The sequence below is a fragment of the Streptomyces sp. NPDC091289 genome, from assembly GCF_044757365.1.
GTDB lineage: Bacteria > Actinomycetota > Actinomycetes > Streptomycetales > Streptomycetaceae > Streptomyces.
The window spans coordinates 181,074-199,416 of the sequence record NZ_JBIVUT010000003.1 but is presented as its reverse complement, the minus strand read 5'-3'; the positions used below and the strand labels follow the sequence as shown (position 1 = coordinate 199,416).

Here is an 18,343-nt window from a genome sequence, read left to right as displayed (position 1 = left end):
CCGCCCAGCGATCGCTGAGCGCGCCGCCCTCTCCTGCATTTCGCCGTCCCGGCTGCCCTTCCTCCGGTCGGGCATGGCGTGGGGTGCGGGGTACGGGGTGCCCCGGCGTGTCCGCGATCGTCCCGTCCTCTCCTTGCTTCGCCCTCTCCTCCCCTTCCCCTCTCCTCCCCTCGCCTCTTCGCCCCTTCGCCCCGCATCCGTGCGGCCTTCCGTGGAGCCCCCATGACCGTCAGCCATGCGCCACCACCACCCGCGCTGTCCGAAGCCCCGGAGAAGGACTCCGCGCCGACACGCACCCCGCCCGATCTCGAGGCGGTCGTTCCGGCGTCCGTCCGCCGGTCGCGGCTGCGGGCCGCCCCGCGGTGGGTGCGGCGAGCCGTGGGGCCGTTGGTGTTGCTCGCGTTGTGGCAGGTGTTCAGCGCCACCGGGGTGCTGCATCCCGATGTGCTCGCCTCTCCCGGGACCATCGCCCGCGCGGGCGCCGACCTGGTGGCCGACGGGACGTTGCCCGCCGCCATGGGGGTCTCGCTCCAACGGGTGGTCGTGGGGCTCCTGCTCGGCGGGGTCGTCGGGACCGTGCTCGCGCTCGTGTCGGGGCTGTCGCGGCTCGGGGAGGACCTGGTCGACGCGACCGTGCAGATGCTGCGTACCGTGCCCTGGGTGGGGCTGATCCCGCTGTTCATCATCTGGCTCGGGATCGGCGAGGCGCCGAAGGTGGCGCTCATCGCGCTCGGGGTCGCCTTTCATCTGTATCTCAATGTCTATGCGGGGATTCGGGGCGTTGACGCCCAACTCATCGAAGCAGGCGAGTCGTTGGGGCTCGGGCGGTGGGGGCTCGTACGTCATGTGGTGCTGCCGGGGGCGTTGCCCGGGGCCATGACCGGGCTGCGCTACTCGCTGGCGACGGCCTGGCTCGCGCTCGTCTTCGGTGAGTCCATCAACGCCGACGCCGGTATCGGCTTCCTGATGAACCAGGCCCGCGAGTTCTTCCGGACCGATGTGATCGTCGTCTGTCTCGTCGTGTACGCCTTCCTCGGCCTCACCGCCGACGTCATCGTCCGGATCCTCGAAAGGCTGCTGCTGCAATGGCGACCGACCTTCACCGGCCAGTGAAAACCACTCCTGCCGCTGGCCCCGCGCTGTTGGCCGATGACCCGGAAGCCGCCGTACGGGTCGAAGGGCTCACCCGCGCCTTCGACGGGCGTGCGGTCATCGACGACCTCGATCTCACCCTGAGAGCAGGCGAGTTCACCGCGCTGCTCGGGCGCAGCGGCTGCGGCAAGTCGACGCTGCTGCGGGTGCTGGCCGGGCTCGACCGTGAGATCTCGGGCACCGTCCTGGTGCCCCGCCGGCGCGCGGTGGCGTTCCAGGCCCCGCGCCTGATGCCCTGGAAGCGGGTCTGGCGCAACGTACTGCTCGGGCTACCGGGCAAGCCCGAACGCGCCGTCGCCGAGCAGGCGTTGGCGGAGGTCGGGCTGGCGGAGCGAGCGGGTGCGTGGCCCAAGACGCTGTCCGGCGGAGAGGCGCAGCGCGCCTCGCTGGCCAGGGCGCTGGTGCGGGAGCCCGATCTGCTGCTGCTCGACGAGCCCTTCGGCGCGCTGGACGCGCTGACCCGGATCAAGGCCCAGCAGCTGGTGGCCGAACTCTGGCAGCGGCGCGGTTGCGCGGTCCTCCTGGTCACCCATGACGTGGACGAGGCCCTGCTGCTGGCCGACCGGGCGCTGGTGATGCGGGACGGGCGGATCGCGTACGACACGCCCGTCACGCTCGACCGGCCGCGCGGGGTCGGCTCCCCCGGGTTCGCCGACCTGCGCTCCCGGCTGCTGACCGAACTCGGCGTCGAGGGCGAGGGCGGCCCTGAGAGCGAGGGCCGTGCCCACGGCGAGCCGGGCGCCGATGAGCCGGGCGCCGGCGAGGCACGGTCCGAGGTCGCCGCCCCGTCCGGCCCGGGCCTGACGAAGAACCCCGACGCATCACCCGCACACCCCCGTCACGGAGACGTCTCATGAAACGCCGTACCCTGCCCGCCCTGCTCCTTCCCCTCGCCCTGCTCCTCTCCGCGTGCGGCGGCGCCTCGTCCGCGAACTCGGGTGGCAGCACGGACGGGAAGGGCAGCCTGACCCTCAACGTCGGTGACCAGAAGGGTGGTTACGAGGCGATCCTGCGGGCCTCCGGCGAGCTCGACGACCTCGACTACCGCATCAAGTGGTCCACGTTCACCTCGGGGCCGCCCCTGCTGGAGGCCGTGAGCGCCGGGGCCGTGGACATCGGGGGCGTCGGCAACACCCCGCCCGTCTTCGCCGCCGGGGCCGACTCGAACATCGCCGTCGTCGGCGCCACCCACGGCTCATCGGCCGGTGAGGCCATCGTCGTACCCAAGGACTCGCCGCTGAAGAAGCCCGCCCAGCTCAAGGGCAAGTCGATCGCCGTGGCGCAGGGCAGTTCGGCCCACTTCCAGCTGGTCGCCTCGCTCAAGGAGGCCGGGCTCGGGATCACGGACGTGAAGCTGAACTACCTCCAGCCCGCCGACGCGCTCGCCGCGTTCAGCCGGGGCAAGGTGGACGCCTGGGCGATCTGGGACCCGTACACCTCGCAGGTCCTGCGCACGGCGGACGCCCGGGTGCTCACGACCGGCGAAGGGGTCGTCAACGGCCTCGGGTTCCAGGTCGCCTCACCCGCCTCGCTCAAGGACGGGAAGAAGTCGAAGGCCATCGGCGACCTGCTCGTCCGGCTGGAGCGCGCCCAGAAGTGGGTCTTCGAGCACCCGGAGGAGTGGGCGAAGGTCTGGGCGAAGGAGACCGGGCTTCCCTACGAGGTGGCGCTGGACGCCGTGAAGCTCACCTACGGCACCCGCGTCCCCGTCGCGATCGACGCCGCGGCCATCGCCTCCGAACAGGAGATCGCCGACACCTTCGCCGAACTGAAGTTGATCCCGCGGAAGTTCGACTTCGAGGACTACGTCGACAACCGCTTCAACCGCGATCTTCCCCCTTCCTCCACCGCACCGCGCTCCTACGGAAAGGCCTCCTCGTGAACGTCCATCTGCACTGGTTCCTGCCCACCGGGGGCGACGGCCGGACGCTCGTCGACCGGCACGCCTACACCGACGGCGGCATCAAGCGCGACCGGATCACCCCGGTGAGCGGCGTGCGGGCCCCGGACATCGAGTATCTGGCCCAGATCGCGAAGGCCGCCGAACAGCTCGGCTTCGAGGCCGTGTTGACGCCCACGGGTACGTGGTGCGAGGACGCCTGGCTGACCACGGTGGCGCTCGCCCAGCACACCGAGCGGCTCAAGTTCCTGGTGGCGTTCCGGCCGGGGGTCATCTCGCCCGTGCTGGCCGCGCAGATGGCCGCCACCTATCAGCGGATCACCCGGGGGCGGCTGCTGCTCAACGTGGTGACCGGGGGTGACTCCACGGAGCAGCGGCGGTTCGGGGACCATCTGGACCACGACCGGCGTTACGCCCGCACCGCGGAGTTCCTGTCGGTGGTGCGGGGCGCCTGGAGCGGGCAGCCGTACGACTTCGACGGGGAGCACTACCAGGTGGAGGGCGGGCTGACCGCGCTGCCGCCGGACCCGCTGCCGGAGATCTTCTTCGGCGGGTCCTCGGCTGCCGCCGGTCCGGTGGCGGCCGCCCACGCCGATGTCTATCTGACCTGGGGCGAGCCGCCGGCCGCCGTGAAGGAGAAGATCGACTGGATTCGCGGCCTGGCGGAGGAGCAGGGGCGCACGGTCCGGTTCGGTATCCGGCTGCACACCATTTCGCGGGACTCCTCGCGGGAGGCGTGGGCCACCGCCGACCGACTGCTGGGCGACCTCGATCCGGACACGATCGCGGCGGCGCAGCAGGCGCTGGGGAAGAGCGAGTCGGTCGGGCAGCAGCGGATGCTGGCGCTGCACGGCGGTTCGCGGGACAAGCTGGAGATCGCGCCGAACCTCTGGGCGGGTGTGGGTCTGGTGCGCGGCGGGGCCGGGACCGCGCTGGTGGGCAGCCACGCGGAGGTCGCGGACCGGATCGAGGAGTACCACGCGCTGGGCGTGGAGCACTTCGTGCTCTCCGGGTATCCGCATCTGGAGGAGGCGTACTGGTTCGGCGAGGGGGTCACGCCCGAGCTGGCCCGGCGCGGGCTGCTGTCGACCGTGCCCGCGTCGCCGCTGCTGGGCGGGACCGGCGCCGAGAGCCGGACCACCGCCCCGGCTCCGGGCGGGGCGCCGCTGCTGCTGGCCGGGGGCCGCTGAGACCGCCGCCGGGACCTGATCACCGGCGGTGAACGAGGTCGGGGCTCCGGGGTCTCCCCCGTACGGGAAGATCCCGGAGCCCCGAACAGTTAGTAGAAGCGTGAACATTTCTGGGGTGCGCGAGCTGGACGTGGTCGTGATCGGCGCGGGGCAGGCGGGGCTGTCCGCCGCCCACCACCTGCGCCGCGTCGGGCTGGAGCCGGACGTCGGCTTCGTCGTGCTGGACCATGCGCCCCGGCCGGGCGGGGCATGGCAGTTCCGCTGGCCCTCGCTGACGTACGGCAAGGTCCACGGGATGCACGCGCTGCCGGGCATGGAGCTGACCGGCGCCGACCCCGACCGGCCCTCGTCCGAGGTGATCGGCGCGTATTTCGCCGCGTACGAGGAGCGCTTCGACCTGCGGGTCCACCGCCCGGTGGAGGTGAGCGCCGTACGGGAGGGAAGCGGCGGGCGGCTGCTCGTGGAGACGTCCGAGGGGACGTATGCGCCGCGGGCCCTGATCAACGCGACCGGCACCTGGGACCGGCCGTTCTGGCCGCGCTATCCGGGCCAGGAGACATTCCGGGGGCGGCAGTTGCACACGGCGAACTACCCGGGGCCCGAGGAGTTCGCGGGGCAGCGCGTCCTGGTGGTCGGGGGCGGTGCCTCCGGTACGCAGCATCTGATGGAGATCGCCGAGTACGCGGCCGACACCTTCTGGGTGACCCGCAGCGAACCGATCTTCCACGAAGGGCCGTTCACCGAGGAGTGGGGGCGGGCGGCCGTGGCGATGGTGGAGGAGCGGGTACGCAACGGGCTGCCGCCGCGCAGTGTGGTCAGCGTGACCGGGCTGCCGATGACCGATGCGGTGCGGCGGGCCCGGGAGGAGAGGGTGCTGGACCGGCTGCCGATGTTCGACCGGATCACGCCGACCGGTGTGGCCTGGGACGACGGTCGCGTGGTCGAGGCCGATGTGATCCTCTGGGCCACCGGGTTCCGGCCCGCCGTGGAGCATCTGGCGCCGCTGAAACTCCGCGAGCCCGGTGGCGGCATCCGGGCCGAGGACACCCGTGCCGTCCGCGACGGGCGCGTGCATCTTGTCGGGTACGGCCCGTCCGCCAGCACCATCGGCGCCAACCGCGCGGGCCGTGCGGCGGTCCGGTCGGTCATGCGGCTGCTGAAGGAGTCCGGCGGCGAGCGGACGGAGCGGGAAGCGGGGGCGGCCGTCGCCGCGCCTGTGCCCGGGGCCTGATTCCCTCCGCCCTCGTCCGCCCTCCTCCGTCGGTGGACGCGGTCAGCTCGTGGTGGCGGAGCCGCGGGTGCGGTTGAACGCCTCGACGTTCTTCTGCTGCTCGTCGTAGCTTTCGGTGAACCGGGTGTCGCCGGGGCCGACCGTGACGAAGTACAGCCAGGGTCCGGGCGTGGGGCTGACGGCCGCGCGCAGCGCCTCCTCCCCCGGGTTGCCGATGGGCGTCGGCGGCAGGCCCTTGATCCGGTAGCTGTTGTACGGGCTGTCCAACTGGGTGTCGGCGGTCGTCGTGTCCAGGGTGGAGCGTTTGAGGGCGTAGTTGATGGTGGAGTCCATCTGCAGCGGCATGTCCTTGAGCAGCCGGTTGTAGACGACCCGGGCCACCTTGCCCATGTCGGACGCGGTGTCGGCCTCGGCCTGGACGATGCTGGCGATCGTGATCGTGTCGTAGACGGAGACGTTGTTGCGCTGGGCGCCCGCCGTGACGTGGTCCGCGCCGAAGTGCTTGCGGGCGGTGTCGGCCATGTAGCGCAGCAGACCGGCGGGCTCGGTCCCGGCGTCGATGGGATACGTGGCCGGGAAGAGGTATCCCTCGGGGTTGCCGGCGGCCTGGTCGGGCAGGGCCAGATCCACCGTCGACGCGGCCTTCCGCGTGCTGCCGGACTTCAGGCCGAGCGCCTTGTCGACGGCCTCGTACACCTGCGAGGCGCGACGGCCCTCGGGAATCATCAGGGTGCTCTGCGGGCTCTCCTCCTCCTGCTTCTGCCGCTCGTCCGATCCGGTCAGGGACAGCGGGATCAGGACGGCGGCCGACACGACGAGCAGTGCGCCGACGACCAGGACGATCTTCCCCCGGCGGGTCGGGCGGAGTCTGCGGCGGGGGCGGGCGTCCGGGGACTCGTTCACCATGCGGGCACGTTAACCCGGGGTACGGGCCGTGGCCGGTAGCTCCGCCACGGCGTCGGCTCCGGCGACACGAACGCCGTACCGCACGAACAAGGGATCGGGCGTTCGGGTGTTCGCTGGAACGTGTGATCGTCAGGGGATTCGTTGCTGTTCACTCGTCGGGGGCGTGATGATTGCAGAGCGCAGTCAACGGGCTGCAGACCGCTACTGCGCAGTCCCAGAGATGCACCATGTACAAGGAGAAAGACCAGATGAACTTCCTGACCAACCTGCTTGCCGGCGTCGTCCACTTCGTGGGTTGGCTCGTCTGACCATTGCTCCACCCGGCGCCGTCGCTCCCCGTCCCACGGGAGCGGCGGCGCCGCTGCGTTTACGTGAAGGGCGGCAGTGCGGTGAACTCGGGTGCGACCGTCACCGTCGTCGCGAGCACGTCGAGCGTCCGGCGGACCCGGGTGAGCGGGTGGTCCGGGAACTCCGTGTCCCACTGGGCGTGGTCCGCCGCGTGGAAGGGCAGCCCGCCCTGGACCTCGGGGGCGTAGGGGTGCGGCCGGAAGTACTGGTCGGGGCCGAGCTTGGCCAGCACCACGGCTTCCCGCATGCCCGTCATGCCGCGCTCCGCCGCCTGGATCTTCACCACGGTGCTGCATCCGGCGCGCGGCACGGTGAAGCTGCCGATGAACGCCTGGCCGCTGGGCTGTCCCGGCAGCGGCAGTTTGAGTATCTGGCGCAGGGCGGGCAGCTCGCCCAGTCGCTTCACCGACGCCTCGATGAGCCCGCCGCCCGCTTGTGCGGTGAAGTGGGTGAGGCCGTGGCGCAGGGCCGGGCCGTCGTCCAGGGCCGCCGGCAGATCCGGCGGCAGGTCGAAGAAGTGCAACGACAGCACATCGCCGTGGTCGTTCAGCCAGGTGCCGGTGTCCACGGTCCGGTAGCCGGGGAGTTCCACCCCGAGAAGAGCTCTCATGCGCGGCGATCATGCCGTACGCGCTCCGCGCCGGTCGCGTCAGGGGGCCGGCACCGGGGCCGGGTGGGTGTCGCGGCGGATCAGGGCGGCGTAGCGGCCGTCGCGGTCGAGCAGCTCCTCGTGCGTACCGCGCTCGGCGGCCAGGCCGTCCTCCAGGACGACGATCTGGTCAGCGTCGCGGACGGTGGAGAGGCGGTGCGCGATGGTGAGCGTGGTCCGTCCGGCGGACAGGGCGTCGATCGCTTCCTGCACGGCCTGTTCGGTACGGGTGTCGAGCGCGCTGGTCGCCTCGTCGAGGATGAGCACCGGCGGGTCGCGCAGGATGGTCCGGGCGATGGCGAGGCGCTGCTTCTCGCCGCCCGAGAAGCGGTAGCCGCGCTCGCCGACGAGGGTGTCGTAGCCGTCGGGCAGGGAGGCGATGTGGTCGTGGATCTGCGCGGCGCGGGCCGCGGCCTCGATCTCCTCGTCGGTGGCGTCCGGCTTGGCGAAGCGCAGATTGTCGGCGACCGAGGCATGGAAGAGGTAGGTCTCCTGGGAGACGACGCCGACCGCTCGGGCGAGGGTGTCGAAGTCCAGGTCGCGGACGTCGACCCCGTCGAGCGTGACCCGGCCGCCGGTGACGTCGTACAGCCGGGGGACGAGGTAGCTCAGGGTGGACTTGCCGGAACCGGTGGAGCCGACGACCGCGAGGCTGCCGCCCGCGGGGACGGTGACGTCGATGCCGGTCAGCGTCGGGCCGTTCTTCTCGTCGTAGCTGAAGTCGACGTCCTCGAAGGCGATCTCGCCGCGGATCTTCTCCAGGCGGACCGGCTTCTCCGGTTCGGTGATGTCCACCGTGAGGTCGAGGTATTCGAAGATGCGCTGGAAGAGGGCGAGGGAGGTCTGCATCTGCACGCCGGTGGAGAGCAGGCTGACCGCCGGGCGGAACAGTCCCTGCTGGAGCGTGACGAAGGCGACCAGGGTGCCGAGGGAGACGGCGGTGGCACCGGACTGGAGGGTGAGTCCCGCCGCCCAGTAGATGACGGCGGGCATGGCGGCCATCACGATGCCGATCGTGGACATCCGCCAGCGGCCGGCCATGTTGGAGCGCACTTCGAGGTCGACCAGGCGCTCGGACTCCTCGGCGAAGCCCTGGGTGAGGGAGTCGGAGCGGCCCATCGTGCGGCCGAGGAGGATGCCGCTGACCGAGAGGGACTCGGTGACCGTGGCGGCCATCGCGGCCATCTGCTTCTGGCGCTGGGTGGTGATCCTCTTGCGCTCGCGGCCGACGCGGCGGCTGATCGCGACGAAGACCGGCAGCAGGAGCAGCGAGACGACGGTGAGCCGCCAGTCGAGGGCGAGCATGGCGACGACGGTCGCGATGACGGCCGTGAGGTTGGAGACCAGCGAGGTCGCGGTGGAGGTGACCGTCGCCTGCATGCCGCCGATGTCGTTGGCGATGCGGGACTGGACCTCGCCCGTGCGGGTGCGGGTGAAGAAGGCGAGCGGCATCCGCTGGAGCTGGGCGTAGACGGCGGTGCGCAGGTCGTGCATGACGCGCTGACCGACAGTGGTCGAGATCAGGGTCTGGAGCACGCCGAAGACACTGGTCATCACGGCGGTGAGGATCATGCCGAGCGCCAGCAGCGTCAGCAGGCCCGTGCGTCCCTGCGGGATGGCGGTGTCCAGAATCTCGCGCAGCAGGAACGGGGAGGCGACCGACACCAGGGAGGAAGCGCCGACCAGCAGGCCGACGGCGGCGAGGCGGCCGCGGTAGGGGTGGAAGAGGCGGAGGATGCGGCGCACCTCGGCGGGCGGCCGGTCGGCGGCGGAGTGGGCATCGGGCGGGGGCGTCCACGTGGGTTCGTCGGGTTTCATGGGCTCCTTCGTCGGGCGTGAGGCGCGGCCGGGCAGTCCCGGCCTCGCACATAGAGAGCCTAGCTCATTGTTACCTATACTCACAATGAACAAGGTCCTGATATTGTTCCCGTATGGACGCCCCAGATTCCCCCGGCTCGCTCGACTCCCCCAGTCCGCCCGGTCCGCCCGGTTCCGCCGGCTCCCCCGACACCGACGGCATGCTCGCCGAGCAGCTGCTGCGGCTGACCCGCCGGCTGCACCGCATCCAGAGCCGCCAGCTGGAGCCGATCGACATCACTCCGGCCCAGTTCCGGCTGCTGCGGACGGTCGCGAGTTACGACGCGGCCCCCCGGATGGCCGATCTCGCCCGCCGCCTGGACGTCGTTCCGCGCGCCGTGACGACGCTGGTCGACGCGCTGGAGGCGAGCGGCCGGGTCCGCCGCGCCCCGGACCCCGACAGCCGCCGCGTGGTCCGCATCGAGATCACGGACGAGGGACGCGCCACGCTGCGGTCCCTGCGCAGCGCGCGCCGGGCGGCCGCAGAGGAGATCCTGGCTCCATTGACCACTGATCAGCGCGAGGTGCTCGGAGGGCTGCTGTCCGCTCTGGTCGACGGGATGCCGGAACGCCACTGCTGAGCACCCGCGCCGAGCCACCGAGCCGCAGAGCCGCGGAGGAGAGGCCGATATGCCGCTGCTGGAGCCCGACCCGGAAGCCCTGCGCCCCGGAACGGCACGGGAGCCCGCCCCCGACCGGGTCACCGACCGCAGCGCCGAGGGCACCCCGGAGCCGCTGCGCGGCGAGCTGACGGCCCTGCTCGGTGCGGACAAGGTGCTGTGGAAGATCTCCGATCTCGTGCGGTACGCCTCCGACGCCAGCCCCTACCGCTTCCTCCCCCGGGTCGTGCTGGTCCCCGAGGATCTCGACGACGTCTCCGCGATCCTGTCGTACGCCCACGGCAAGGGCCGTGACGTGGTCTTCCGGGCCGCCGGCACCAGCCTCAACGGCCAGGCGCAGGGCGAGGACATCCTCGTCGACGTACGCCGCCACTGGACCGGCGTCGAGGTGCTGGACGACGGGGCGCGGGCCAGGATCGGGCCGGGGACGACGGTCATGCGGGCCAACGCCACCCTCGCCCGGTACGGCAGGCTGCTGGGCCCCGACCCGGCCAGCGCCATCGCCTGCACGGTCGGCGGGGTCGTCGCCAACAACGCCTCGGGCATGACGGCGGGCACCACCCGTAACTCCTACCGGACGCTCGCCTCGCTCACCTTCGTCCTGCCGAGCGGCACCGTCGTCGACACCGCCGACCCGGCCGCCGACGAGGAACTGGCCCACGCCGAGCCGGAGCTGTGCGCGGGGCTGATGGAGCTGAAGGCGGAGATCGAGGCGGACGAGGAGCTGGCCGCCCGGATCCGCGCGAAGTACACGATCAAGAACACCAACGGCTATCGCCTGGACGCCTTCCTCGACGGGTCGACGCCGGTGGAGATCCTGCGGGGGCTGATGGTGGGCTCCGAGGGGACGTTCGGCTTCATCTCGGAGGTCGTCTTCGACACCCTGCCGCTGGACCGGCGGATCTCCAGCGCCCTGCTGTTCTTCCCGTCCCTCACCGCCGCCGCGGCCGCCGTGCCCCGGTTCAACGAGGCGGGGGCCATCGCCGTGGAGCTGATGGACGGCAACACCCTGCGCGCCTCGGTCAGCGTGCCGGGCGTTCCGGCCGACTGGGCGGCCCTGCCCCGGACCACGACCGCACTCCTGGTGGAGTTCCGGGCGGCCGACGAGGCGGGCCTGGAGGCGTTCGAGCGGGCGGCCGACGCCGTCGTCGCCGATCTGGACCTCGTCGTCCCGGCCGCTTCGGTGACCAACACGTTCACCCGCGACGCCGGAACGATCGCCGGGTACTGGAAGGCCCGCAAGGCGTTCGTCACGGCGGTCGGCGGGTCCCGGCCCTCGGGCACCACGCTGATCACGGAGGACTTCGCGGTGCCGCCCGCCCGGCTGGCGGACGCCTGCGAGGCGCTGCTCGAGCTCCAGCCGCGCCACGGCTTCGACGCCGCCGTGGCCGGTCACGCCGCGCACGGCAATCTGCACTTCCTCCTCGCGTTCGACGCGGGGAAGCCGGCCGATGTCGAGCGGTACGACGCGTTCATGCAGGAGTTCTGCGCGCTGGTCGTGGACCGTTTCGACGGGTCGCTCAAGGCGGAGCACGCCACCGGACGCAATATCGCGCCGTTCCTGGAGCGGGAGTGGGGGCCGCGCGCCACCGAGCTGATGTGGCGGACGAAGCAGGTCATCGACCCCGCCGGGGTGCTCGCCCCGCGCATCGTCCTGGACCGGGATCCGCGGGCCCATCTGCGGGGCCTGAAGACCATTCCGAAGGTGGAAGCGGTCGCCGACCCGTGCATCGAGTGCGGCTTCTGCGAACCGACCTGCCCCAGCGAGGATCTGACGACCACTCCGCGCCAGCGGATCGTGCTGCGCCGGGAGATGATGCGCCAGGCGGACGGTTCACCGGTGGAGGCCGGACTCCTGGACGCCTATGGCTACGACGCCGTGGACACCTGCGCCGGGGACTCCACCTGCAAGCTCGCCTGCCCGGTCGGCATCGACACCGGGGCGATGATGAAGGGCTTCCGGCACCGCCGGCACACCCCGCGCGAGGAGCGGATCGCCGCGCTCACCGCGAAGAACTTCCGGGTGGTGGAGGCCTCGGCGCGGCTCGCCGTGGCGGCGGCCGACACGGTCGGGACGCGGGTGGGCGACGGTCCGCTCCAGGCCGTGACACGGCTCGCCCGCAAGGCCGTGCGCCCCGACCTCGTACCGGAGTGGCTGCCGCAGATCCCCGGCGCGGCGGCCCGGCGGCTGCCGCGCACCACCCGTGTCGGGGCGAGCGCGGTCTACTACCCGGCCTGCGTCAACCGCATCTTCGCCGGGCCCGACGGCCACCCCGGCCTGCCCCTGGCCGAGGCGGTCGTCGCGGTGTCCGGGCGAGCCGGGAAGCCGGTGTGGATCCCCGAAGACGTCGCGGGGACGTGCTGCGCGACGATCTGGCACTCCAAGGGGTACGACGCGGGCAACAGGATCATGGCGAACCGGATCGTGGAGGCCGCGTGGGCCTGGACGGCGGGCGGCACGCTGCCCCTGGTCGTGGACGCGTCCTCGTGCACGCTCGGCATCGCCGATGAGGTGGTGCCCTACCTCACCGAGGACAACCGGGCGCTGCACCGCGAACTGACCGTCGTGGACTCGCTGGTGTGGGCGGCCGAGGAGCTGCTGCCGGAACTGACGGTGTTCCGCACCGTCGGGTCGGCCGTCGTGCATCCGACCTGTTCGATGGAGCACCTGGGCGATGTGGGGCAGTTGCGCGCGCTGGCGGAGGCCTGCGCGGAGGAGGTCGTGGTGCCGGACGACGCGGGGTGCTGCGCGTTCGCGGGCGATCGGGGCATGCTGCACAAGGAGTTGACCGACTCGGCGACGGCCAAGGAGGCAGCCGAGGTCGGCCGCCGCCCCTACGACGCCTACCTGTCGGCGAACCGGATGTGCGAGATCGGCATGGAACGCGCCACCGGACACCCCTACCGCTCGGCGCTGATCGAGCTGGAGCACGCCACCCGGCCGACCGTGCGCTGAGCCTCCGACGGCAGGCGCGAACACCCCCACCGGCCTGCACAACTGAGCGTTCCGAGGCCCCAATTGGTTCAACCAGTTGGGGCTTCGGCGTGCCGTGACGAAAGTCCAAGGTTTGCGGACGAGAGTCCAAATACTTCCCTTGCGCACCATCAGCCTCACCCTCCAGGGTCCTTACCGAGACCCGGTCCCCGCGCTCGTCATCCGTACGGGGACCGGACGCGCTCGCGCACCGTCTGAACCCCCAACCCCACCTGGAGGCTCGATGAACGACGACGCCCGGCCCGCACCGGACCCGCAGGACATACCCCCGCACAGCGGCGCGGCCGACGAGACGGCCCGGCAGGACCCCAGTCGCCGTTCGGTGCTGTGGACCACGGCGGGCGTGGCGGGGGCCGGACTCGGCCTCGGCGCACTGGGCGGGGGCACCGCGTCGGCGGCCGGGGCGACCGCCCCGGAGGCGGTCTCCGCCGCGGAAGCGGTCGCCGCCGCTCCCGCCCGGCAGGGCCGCACGATGGCGGGCGTCCGCTTCGAGGGACGCTCCACGGTCCGGGTCGGCATCGTGGGCCTGGGCAACCGGGGCGGCAGCATGATCGACCTCTTCCTCGCCGTCCCGGGCGTCCAGGTGAAGGCGGTCTGCGACCCGGTCCGGGACAAGGCGGAGAAGGCCGCCGCAAAGGTGACGGCCGCCGGTCAGCCCGCCCCCACGGTCTACGCCAAGGGCGAGGACGACTACGAGAACCTCTGCAAGCGCGGCGACATCGACTTCGTCTATGTGGCGACGCCCTGGGAACTGCACTTCCCGATGGCGAAGGCGGCGATGCTGAACGGGAAGCACGTCGGCGTGGAGTGCCCGATCGCCATGCGGCTGGAAGAGCTCTGGCAGCTGGTGGACCTCTCCGAGCGGACCCGGCGGCACTGCATGCAGCTGGAGAACTGTTGTTACGGCAAGAACGAGATGCGGGTGCTGCGCATGGCGCACGCGGGTCTCTTCGGCGATCTGCTGCACGGGGCGGGGGCCTACAACCACGATCTGCGCGGGCTGATGTTCGACCCCGACTACTACGAGGGCCCGTGGCGGCGGCTGTGGCACACCCGGCTGCGCGGTGACCTCTACCCCAACCACGGGTTCGGGCCGGTCGCCAACTACATGGACGTCAACCGGGGCGACCGGGCCGTGAGCATCACGAGCATCGGCACACCGGCCCTGGGGCTCGCCGAGTACCGCAAGGAGCACATGCCGCCCGGCGACCCCAGCTGGAAGGAGTCGTACATCGGGGCCGACCGGACGATCAGCCTCGTACAGACGGCCAAGGGGCGGGTGATCCGGCTGGAGCACGATGTGTCGACGCCGCACCCGTACTCCCGTATCAACAGCCTCGGCGGAACCCGGGGCGTGTTCGAGGACTACCCGGAGCGGATCTACCTCGAGCCCGACGACACGGACGACCAGTGGGCGGACTTCTCGAAGTACGCCGAGTGGGACCACTGGCTGTGGAAGGAGCACGCCAACCCGCCGGGCGGCCACGGCGGCATGGACTACATGATGGTCTTCCGGCTGATGCAGTGCATGCGGCTCGGCCTGGTCCCCGACTTCGACGTGTACGACGCGGCGACCTGGACGGCCCCCGTACCGCTGAGCCATCTCTCCATCAAGGCCAAGGGCGCGCCGCTGCCGATCCCGGACTTCACCCGGGGCGAGTGGAAGAAGGCCCGGTCCGGCATGGACTCCGAGAAGCCGGTGGAGTGACGCCTCCGGGGTCCCGCGCCGACCGGGCACGGGACCCCGCAGAGCATCCCGGGGCCGGAGAAAACCGGTTGCCGCGGAACGGGACGAACAGGGAACCTTGCGCGTCACCCCGTTCTTCGAGATCCACCCGGATCTCCGTTTCACAAGCCCTGGGACGTCATGCAGATTCGCGACCTTCCGTATTCGGATCCCGGCGACCCCGATGTCCGTTCAGGCCCCCGATTCCTGTACTGGCTCGGGCGCAACCAGCTCGCGGGGCAGCTGAAGTCCCTCTCCTGGGGGCTGCTGCACCAGTTGGGCATCGCCGGTCTCCCGGTCACCGTGGGGCTCGCCGTCCAGGCCGTGATCGACCGCTCCGGGGGGCGGCTCGCCCTGGCCGGTGGCCTCATCGTGGCGCTCGGCGTCCTGATCGCCGTCGGCGACACCATGCTCCACCGGACGGCGGTGACCAACTGGATCACCGCCGCCGCCCGGGTCCAGCAGCTGCTCGCCCGCAAGACCGCCGAGCTGGGCTCGGCGCTGACGCGGCGGGTCGCGGCCGGCGAGGTCGTCGCCGTCTCGACCGGCGACGTGGAGAAGATCGGCTGGTTCGTCGAGGCGCTCTCCCGCTTCGCGGCGGCCGCCACCGCCCTCGTGGTGATCTGCGTGGGGCTGGCCTTCTACCTCCCGTCCCTCGGCGTCATGGTGGCGCTCGCCATGCCGGTACTCGCCCTGGCCGTGCTGCCGCTGCTGCCACGTGCCACCCGGCGCGCCGACGAGCAGCGCGAGAAGGCCGGGAAGGCCACCGAGCTGGCCTCGGACACGGTCGCCGGGCTGCGCGTGCTGCGCGGCATCGGCGGCGAGGAGCTGTTCCTCGGCCGCTACCGCCGCGCCTCGCAGGAGGTCCGCAGGGCGGCCGTGCGCAGCGCCAGGATGTGGGCGCTGATCTCGGCGGTGCAGGTGCTGCTGCCGGGGATCCTGCTGATCTCCCTGGTCTGGTACGGGGCGACGCTGGCCCGGGACGGCCGCATCGACGTCGGCCAGCTGGTCACGGTCTACAGCGCGGCCACCTTGATGCTGTTCCCTCTCCGTCACTTCGAGGAGATCGCGATGGCCTACTCCTTCTCGCGGCCCTCCGCCCAGCGGGCGGTGCGGGTGCTGTCGCTGCGCCGCAGTGAGCGGGAGGCCACCGTCGAGGGCGTGACGCCCTCCGGTGATCTGTACGACCCGGCGACCGGTCTGATGGTCCCGCGAGGGCGGTTCACCGCCGTCGTCTGCGGCGACCCGGACGAGGCGGGCCGGCTGGCCGAACGGCTCGGCGGGCACGCGGAGACCGAGGACCCGGAGGCGGAGGCTCCGTCCGTGCTGCTCGGCGCGGTCGCCCTGGACGAGATCCCGCTGGACGCCGCACGGGCCGCGGTGCTGGTCCAGGACAAGGACCCGGTGCTGCTGTCCGGCACGCTCCAGGAGCTGCTGGACGTCCCGTCCTCGGGCCTGGTCACGGCGGAGGCGGCGTTGGAGGCGGCCCAGTGCGGTGATGTGCTGAGCGCCCTGGCGCAGGCCTCCCCCGACAACGACGGGGACCCGATGCGGACCCGGATCACCGAGCGCGGCCGGTCCCTGTCCGGCGGCCAGCGCCAGCGCCTCGCGCTGGCCCGGTCGCTGGTCACCGACCCGGAGGCGCTGGTGCTGGACGAGCCGACCTCGGCGGTCGACTCGCACACCGAGGCGCGGGTCGCCGCCGGGATCGCGAAGCTGCGCCGGGGGCGTACGACGGTGGCGTTCGCCTCGTCGCCGCTGCTGCTCGACGTCGCCGACCGGGTGGTCCTCGTCCACGAGGGCACCGTGGTCGCGGTGGGGGACCACCGTGATCTGCTGCGCACCGAACCGCGCTACCGGGCGGTCGTCACCCGGGAGACCGACGACGAGGCGGCGGCGTCCGCACCGGACACCGGGACGGGCATCGGGTCCGTCCCCGCCATGAAGAGCACCCAGGAAATCGAGGAGAGGGCATGATCGGCGTCGCACCCCCGGCGTACGACCCCGCGGCCCCGGAGTCGACGACGACGCTGCCCGTGGGCACGCCGACGACCGTGCGGAGTTACGTACGGAGTCTGCTCCGCCGGCACCGCGGGGCGTTCGCCGTCCTGATCACGGTCAACGCGGTGGCGGTGATCGCCTCGATCACCGGTCCGTATCTGCTGGGCGGGCTGGTCGAGGACCTGTCCAACGGCGTCACCGACCTGCACCTGGAGCGCACCGCCGCGATCTTCGCCCTCGCGCTGGTCGTCCAGACCGTGTTCACCCGCTCCATGCGGCTGCGCGGCGCGATGCTGGGCGAGGAGATGCTCGCGGACCTGCGTGAGGACTTCCTCGTACGGTCCGTCGGACTGCCGCCCGGTGTTCTGGAGCGGGCCGGGACGGGTGATCTGCTGTCCCGGATCACCACGGACATCGACCGGCTGGCGAACGCGATGCGTGAGGCCGTGCCGCAGCTGGCGATCGGCGTCGTGTGGGCCGGGCTGCTGCTCGGCGCGATGACGGTGACCGCTCCCCCGCTGGCGCTGGCCGTGCTGGTCGCGCTGCCGGTGCTGATCGTGGGCTGCCGCTGGTACTTCCGCCGGGCCCCTTCGGCGTACCGCTCGGAGGCCGCCGGTTACGCCGCCGTCGCCGCGATGCTCGCGGAGACCGTGGACGCCGGGCGGACCGTGGAGGCGCACCGCCTCGGCGGCCGCCGGGTGGCGCTGTCGGACCGGCGGATCGAGCAGTGGACCGCGTGGGAAAGGTACACACTCTTCCTGCGCTCGGTGCTGTTCCCCGTCGTCAACGCGACGTACGTGACGATCCTCGGCGCGGTCCTGCTGCTCGGCGGCTGGTTCGTGCTGGAGGACTGGATCACGGTCGGGCAACTGACGACCGGCGCGCTGCTGGCCCAGATGATGGTCGACCCGATCGGTATGATCCTGCGCTGGTACGACGAGCTCCAGGTGGCCCAGGTGTCGCTGGCCAGGCTGGTCGGCGTCCGGGAGATCGAGCCGGACGCGGGCGACGCCGGGGTCGGTCCGGACGGCCGGGACGTCCGGGCGGACGAGGTCCGCTTCGGGTACCGGGAGGGCGTCGACGTCCTGCACCGGGTGTCGCTCGACGTGGCTCCGGGCACCCGGCTCGCCCTGGTCGGCCCCTCCGGCGCGGGCAAGTCGACGCTGGGCCGGCTGCTGGCGGGGATCTACGCGCCGCGCACCGGTGAGGTGACGCTCGGCGGGGCGGAGCTGTCGCGGATGACGGCGGAACGGGTCCGTGAGCATGTGGCCCTGGTCAACCAGGAGCACCACGTCTTCGTCGGTTCGCTCCGGGACAATCTGCTGCTGGCCCGCGACGGGGCGAAGGACGCCGAGCTGTGGGCGTCGCTGGCCGCGGTCGACGCGGACGGCTGGGCGAAGGCCCTGGAGAAGGGGCTGGACACGGAGGTCGGCTCGGGCGGGTTCGCGCTGACTCCGGCGCAGGCCCAGCAGATCGCGCTGGCCCGGCTGGTGCTGGCCGATCCGCACACGCTGGTGCTGGACGAGGCGACCTCGCTGCTGGACCCGCGGGCCGCCCGCCACCTGGAGCGTTCACTGGCCCGGGTGCTGGAGGGCCGTACGGTCGTGGCGATCGCGCACCGGCTGCACACCGCGCACGACGCGGATGTGATCGCGGTCGTGGAGGACGGCCGGATCAGCGAGCTGGGCAGCCATGACGAACTGGTGGCGGCGGACGGCGCGTACGCGTCGCTGTGGCGGTCCTGGCACGGATGAGACACCCGACGGGC

The 18,343-nt window shown here is 72.0% G+C and carries 13 protein-coding genes; 10 read left to right on the top strand and 3 right to left on the bottom strand.

Going from position 1 to position 18,343, the window contains the following annotated elements:
* The first annotated feature begins 222 nt into the window (after positions 1 to 222).
* From ACIQPT_RS05090 to ACIQPT_RS05070, 5 genes are all read left to right on the top strand, one after another.
* Complete coding sequence (locus ACIQPT_RS05090) at positions 223 to 1,113, top strand: ABC transporter permease (RefSeq protein ID WP_401152831.1); 891 nt, start codon at positions 223 to 225, stop codon at positions 1,111 to 1,113.
* Positions 1,086 to 2,009 carry an ABC transporter ATP-binding protein gene (locus ACIQPT_RS05085; RefSeq protein WP_401152829.1) on the top strand — a complete coding sequence of 308 codons (924 nt, stop codon included), beginning with the start codon at positions 1,086 to 1,088 and terminating at the stop codon, positions 2,007 to 2,009. Before ACIQPT_RS05090 ends, ACIQPT_RS05085 begins: the two co-directional genes overlap by 28 nt.
* The gene (locus ACIQPT_RS05080; protein WP_401152827.1) at positions 2,006 to 3,034 is read left to right on the top strand and encodes an ABC transporter substrate-binding protein; all 1,029 of its coding nucleotides are present in this window, start codon (positions 2,006 to 2,008) and stop codon (positions 3,032 to 3,034) included. Before ACIQPT_RS05085 ends, ACIQPT_RS05080 begins: the two co-directional genes overlap by 4 nt.
* Positions 3,031 to 4,242: an LLM class flavin-dependent oxidoreductase gene (locus ACIQPT_RS05075; protein ID WP_401152826.1), complete on the top strand. Its 1,212-nt coding sequence runs from the start codon at positions 3,031 to 3,033 to the stop codon at positions 4,240 to 4,242. The genes ACIQPT_RS05080 and ACIQPT_RS05075 overlap by 4 nt, the downstream gene beginning before the upstream one ends.
* Before the next feature lie 100 nt (positions 4,243 to 4,342).
* Positions 4,343 to 5,473, top strand: coding sequence for an NAD(P)-binding domain-containing protein (locus tag ACIQPT_RS05070; RefSeq protein WP_401152825.1), 1,131 nt, complete (start codon positions 4,343 to 4,345; stop codon positions 5,471 to 5,473).
* 42 nt (positions 5,474 to 5,515) lie between these two features.
* Here ACIQPT_RS05070 and mltG read toward each other — a convergent pair whose 3' ends face one another.
* The 3 genes from mltG to ACIQPT_RS05055 form a co-directional block, all read right to left on the bottom strand.
* The gene (mltG, locus tag ACIQPT_RS05065) at positions 5,516 to 6,379 is read right to left on the bottom strand and encodes an endolytic transglycosylase MltG (RefSeq protein ID WP_401152823.1); all 864 of its coding nucleotides are present in this window, start codon (positions 6,377 to 6,379) and stop codon (positions 5,516 to 5,518) included.
* A 367-nt stretch (positions 6,380 to 6,746) separates the two neighbouring features.
* The gene (locus ACIQPT_RS05060) at positions 6,747 to 7,337 is read right to left on the bottom strand and encodes a hypothetical protein (RefSeq protein WP_401152822.1); all 591 of its coding nucleotides are present in this window, start codon (positions 7,335 to 7,337) and stop codon (positions 6,747 to 6,749) included.
* A gap of 39 nt (positions 7,338 to 7,376) precedes the next feature.
* Complete coding sequence (locus tag ACIQPT_RS05055) at positions 7,377 to 9,194, bottom strand: ABC transporter ATP-binding protein (protein ID WP_401152820.1); 1,818 nt, start codon at positions 9,192 to 9,194, stop codon at positions 7,377 to 7,379.
* Between the two features lie 113 nt (positions 9,195 to 9,307).
* Between ACIQPT_RS05055 and ACIQPT_RS05050 the strand changes: the two genes are divergently transcribed.
* From ACIQPT_RS05050 to ACIQPT_RS05030, 5 genes are all read left to right on the top strand, one after another.
* Positions 9,308 to 9,814: a MarR family winged helix-turn-helix transcriptional regulator gene (locus tag ACIQPT_RS05050; RefSeq protein WP_401152818.1), complete on the top strand. Its 507-nt coding sequence runs from the start codon at positions 9,308 to 9,310 to the stop codon at positions 9,812 to 9,814.
* Between the two features lie 49 nt (positions 9,815 to 9,863).
* Positions 9,864 to 12,809 carry an FAD-binding and (Fe-S)-binding domain-containing protein gene (locus tag ACIQPT_RS05045; RefSeq protein WP_401152816.1) on the top strand — a complete coding sequence of 982 codons (2,946 nt, stop codon included), beginning with the start codon at positions 9,864 to 9,866 and terminating at the stop codon, positions 12,807 to 12,809.
* Positions 12,810 to 13,071: 262 nt separating this feature from the next.
* The gene (locus ACIQPT_RS05040) at positions 13,072 to 14,556 is read left to right on the top strand and encodes a Gfo/Idh/MocA family protein (protein WP_401152814.1); all 1,485 of its coding nucleotides are present in this window, start codon (positions 13,072 to 13,074) and stop codon (positions 14,554 to 14,556) included.
* Positions 14,557 to 14,715: 159 nt separating this feature from the next.
* Entirely contained in the window at positions 14,716 to 16,551 is a 1,836-nt protein-coding gene (locus ACIQPT_RS05035; RefSeq protein WP_401152812.1) for an ABC transporter transmembrane domain-containing protein, read from the top strand.
* Positions 16,548 to 18,329: an ABC transporter ATP-binding protein gene (locus ACIQPT_RS05030; protein ID WP_401152811.1), complete on the top strand. Its 1,782-nt coding sequence runs from the start codon at positions 16,548 to 16,550 to the stop codon at positions 18,327 to 18,329. Before ACIQPT_RS05035 ends, ACIQPT_RS05030 begins: the two co-directional genes overlap by 4 nt.
* The last annotated feature ends 14 nt before the right edge of the window (positions 18,330 to 18,343 follow it).